Source organism: Nocardia farcinica (assembly GCF_029867845.1).
GTDB lineage: Bacteria > Actinomycetota > Actinomycetes > Mycobacteriales > Mycobacteriaceae > Nocardia > Nocardia farcinica_A.
This window is the reverse complement of sequence record NZ_JARWRU010000011.1, coordinates 1-3,636: the sequence shown is the minus strand read 5'-3', so window position 1 is coordinate 3,636 and position 3,636 is coordinate 1. Positions and strand designations below refer to the sequence as shown.

3 protein-coding genes are annotated in these 3,636 nt (G+C 72.6%); 2 read left to right on the top strand and 1 reads right to left on the bottom strand.

Annotated elements, in window-relative coordinates; translation table 11 throughout:
* A partial coding sequence (locus tag QH283_RS00150; RefSeq protein ID WP_280500988.1) for an AAA family ATPase occupies window positions 1-1,153 on the top strand: 1,153 nt, incomplete at its 5' end.
* A 58-nt stretch (window positions 1,154-1,211) separates the two neighbouring features.
* On the opposite strand, the gene QH283_RS00145 is transcribed toward QH283_RS00150, so the two are convergent.
* Window positions 1,212-1,601: a DUF2237 family protein gene (locus QH283_RS00145; protein ID WP_019048221.1), complete on the bottom strand. Its 390-nt coding sequence runs from the start codon at window positions 1,599-1,601 to the stop codon at window positions 1,212-1,214.
* 178 nt (window positions 1,602-1,779) lie between these two features.
* Between QH283_RS00145 and ftsY the strand changes: the two genes are divergently transcribed.
* Window positions 1,780-3,399 carry a signal recognition particle-docking protein FtsY gene (gene ftsY / locus QH283_RS00140; protein ID WP_280500987.1) on the top strand — a complete coding sequence of 540 codons (1,620 nt, stop codon included), beginning with the start codon at window positions 1,780-1,782 and terminating at the stop codon, window positions 3,397-3,399.
* Window positions 3,400-3,636: the final 237 nt, after the last annotated feature.

The following is a 3,636-nucleotide window of genomic DNA, read 5'->3' as shown; positions in this document are numbered from 1 at the left end:
GCGCCGCGCCGCGCGCGCCGAGCGAGAGGCACGCGCCCGCGCCGAACGAGCCCAGGCCGCGCGCAAGCGGGCCGCCGCCGTCGCCGCGGCGGTCGCCGAATCCGGCGCCAGGATCGCGGGCGAGCTGGAGAAGGTCGTCATGGAGGCAGGCGCGCGCCGCGACGAGCTGGTGCGCCGCCGCACCGAATGCGCCGCCCGGGTCGAGCAGACCAAGGAGCGGGTGCGGGTGCTCACCGGCCAGCTGGCCCAGCTCACCGACGCCGTGCACCGCGACGAGGTCGCCAAGGCGCAGGCCGCGCTGCGCATCGAACAGCTGGAGGCCACCATCGCCGAACAGTTCGGCATCGCGCTGGACGACCTGATCGCCGAATACGGCCCCGACGTGCCGCTCCCGCCCTCGGAGCTGGAGATGGCCGAGTACGAACAGGCCAAGGCGCGCGGCGAGCAGGTCACCGCGCCGCAGCCGATGCCCTACGATCGCGCCACCCAGGAACGCCGCGCCAAGCGGGCGGAGAAGGATCTGGCGACCCTCGGCAAGGTCAACCCGCTGGCGCTGGAGGAGTTCGCGGCGCTGGAGGAGCGCTACAACTTCCTGGCCACCCAGCTCGAAGACGTCAAGAGTGCGCGCAAGGATCTGCTCGACGTGGTCGCCGAGGTCGACGCGCGCATCCTGCAGGTGTTCACCGAGGCCTACGCCGACGTCGAACGCGAGTTCGTGCAGGTCTTCTCGACCCTTTTCCCCGGCGGCGAGGGCAGGCTGCTGCTGACCGATCCCTCCGACATGCTGACCACCGGCATCGAGGTGGAGGCCCGGCCGCCGGGCAAGAAGGTCAAGCGGCTGTCGCTGTTGTCCGGCGGCGAGAAGTCGCTGACCGCGGTGGCGCTGCTGGTCGCCATCTTCCGGGCGCGGCCGTCACCCTTCTATGTCATGGACGAGGTGGAGGCGGCGCTCGACGACACCAACCTGCGCAGGCTCATCGGCCTGTTCGAGCAGTTGCGGGAGAAGAGCCAGCTCATCGTCATCACCCACCAGAAGCCGACGATGGAGATCGCCGACGCGCTCTACGGCGTCAGCATGCGCGGCGACGGCATCACCCAGGTGATCTCCCAGCGTCTGCGCTCGGAGGCGCCCACCCCCACCGCGTCGGGCTGAGCACCGCGGCGAGCTGGTCACCGCCGGGCGGTGGGCCGGGGAAACGAGGGCCGGGAGTTCAGAGCAGATCGCTGACGTCGTCGGGGACGTCGACGGCGTACTTGCGCAGGATGTCCATGGAGATGACCTCGAGGGCGTTCTCATGGGTGGCGGCCAGGACGACGGGGGCGGCCACGCCGTCCTCGTGGGCGTGCAGCCAGCGCACCGCGACCACGCACCAGCGGTCGCCTGGCTGCAGGCCGGGGAAGTTGTTCTCCGGTCTCGGGGTGCTCAGATCGTTGCCGATGGAGGCCTGGTGCTCCAGGAATTCCGCGGTCACGACGGTGCAGACGGTATGGCTGCCGAGATCCTCGGGGCCGGTGCTGCAACAGCCGTCCCGGTAGAAGCCGGTGAGTGGATCGGTGCCGCACTCTTCCAGCGGCCCCCCAAGCACGTTTCGATCGGTCACGCCGCCGATCCTATGTTTCCTTCGCGACAACTTCCGCAGGACAAGAAATGTCGGTCACTGTGTCTGCTCCCGTGCCTGGTCCCGGATCCGCGCCGAGCGCCGCTCGTGGTCCGCTCGGCACGGCGGCGAGCAGGCGCGATGAACGGACCGGACCGCTCGTTCTGCAAGGATGGGGGTCGTGAGTGCCGAAGCCTGGATTGTGATAGCCGCGATCGCCGCCCTACTGCTGGTGGCGTTCGTCGCCGGATTCGTCCTGTACAAGCGCCGTCGCGTCTCGATCACGGCGCCGGCCACCGAGACCAAGGAGCTGACCGACCGCTCCGGCGGCTACACGGCCGCGGGCGGAATCACCTTCAGCCAGGGTTCCGCGACCGCGACCAGACCTGCCGAACCCGTGCGCCGCGACCGGGCGGAACCTCCGAAGCTGGAGCGCACCGACACCGAGGGCCAGCCGCACGTCGGTGACGACGCCGCGATCCCCCGGGACGCGCCGAGGCGCGGCATCACCAATGTGTCGCTGCCCGACGCCGACGTGGCCGAGGCGCCGACCGGTTCGGGTGCCGCCGTGGCGGCGCCCCCCGACACCGCCCCGGCCGACACGACCCCGACGGATACCGCCCCGACGGACACGGCCCCGACGGACACGGCCCCGGCCGACACCACGGGCGGCACCGACAGCGGCACGACCGCCCAGGAACCGGCCGCCGGTTCGGCCGCCACCGACGCGGTTGCGCCGACCGAGCCCGCTTCCGTCACCGATCAGCCGGTCACGGATGCGCCCGCCGCGGCCGCCCCGGTGACCGAGCCGGAGATCACCGCGCCGGAGGTCCCGGCGACCCCCGAGGGCGCCGAGGCTCCGCCCGCGCTCGAGCAGATCGAGCCGACCGCGGGCAGGCTGACCCGTCTGCGCGGCAGGCTGTCGCGCTCACAGAACGCCGTCGGCAAGAGCCTGCTCGGTCTGCTCGGCGGCGGCGATCTGGACGAGGACTCCTGGGAGGAGATCGAGGACACTCTCGTCCTCGCCGACCTCGGCACCGCCAGCACCGCCGCGGTGGTGGATCGGCTGCGCGAGGAGATCAGCGCCCGCAGTGTGCGCACCCCCGAGCAGGCGCGCCAGGTGCTGCGCGATGTCCTCGTGGAGGCGCTGCGGCCCGAGATGGACCGTTCCATCCACGCGCTGCCGCATCCCGACCACCCGGCGATCCTGCTGGTGGTCGGCGTCAACGGCACCGGCAAGACCACCACGACCGGCAAGCTGGCGCGGGTGCTGGTCGCCGACGGCAGGCGGGTGCTGCTCGGCGCCGCCGACACCTTCCGTGCCGCCGCGGCCGACCAGTTGCAGACCTGGGGCGAGCGGGTCGGCGCGGAGACCGTGCGCGGCAAGGAGGGCGCCGACCCGGCCGCCGTGGCCTTCGACGCCGTCTCGGCGGGCATCGAGGGCGGCGTGGACGCGGTGCTGATCGACACCGCAGGCCGCCTGCACACCAAGACCGGCCTGATGGACGAGCTGGGCAAGGTCAAGCGCGTGGTGGAGAAGAAGGCCGCCGTCGACGAAGTGCTGCTCGTGCTCGACGCCACCGTCGGGCAGAACGGTCTGATGCAGGCCCGTGTGTTCGCCGAGGTGGTCGACATCACCGGCGTGGTGCTGACCAAGCTGGACGGCACCGCCAAAGGCGGCATCGTCTTCCAGGTCCAGCACGAGCTCGGCGTGCCGGTCAAGCTGGTCGGCCTCGGCGAGGGCGCCGACGATCTGGCCCCCTTCGAGCCGGGCGCCTTCGTGGACGCGCTGCTCGGCTGATCCCGGCGACCGGGAACGACCCGATTCGGGGGGGGGGGGGGGCCACGCCGGGCCCCCCGGCGGGGGGGGGGGGGGGCGCGCGCGGCGGGGGGGGGGGGGCCCCGCGGGGGGGGGGGGGGGGGGGGGGGGGGGGGGGGGGGCGGGCAGGCGGTGATGGTGACGGCGGCGAGGGCGGCGGTGAGGGCGGACAGGGCTTCGCGGATCATGGTCGTGCTCCTTCGGTCTTGGGTTTGTGGG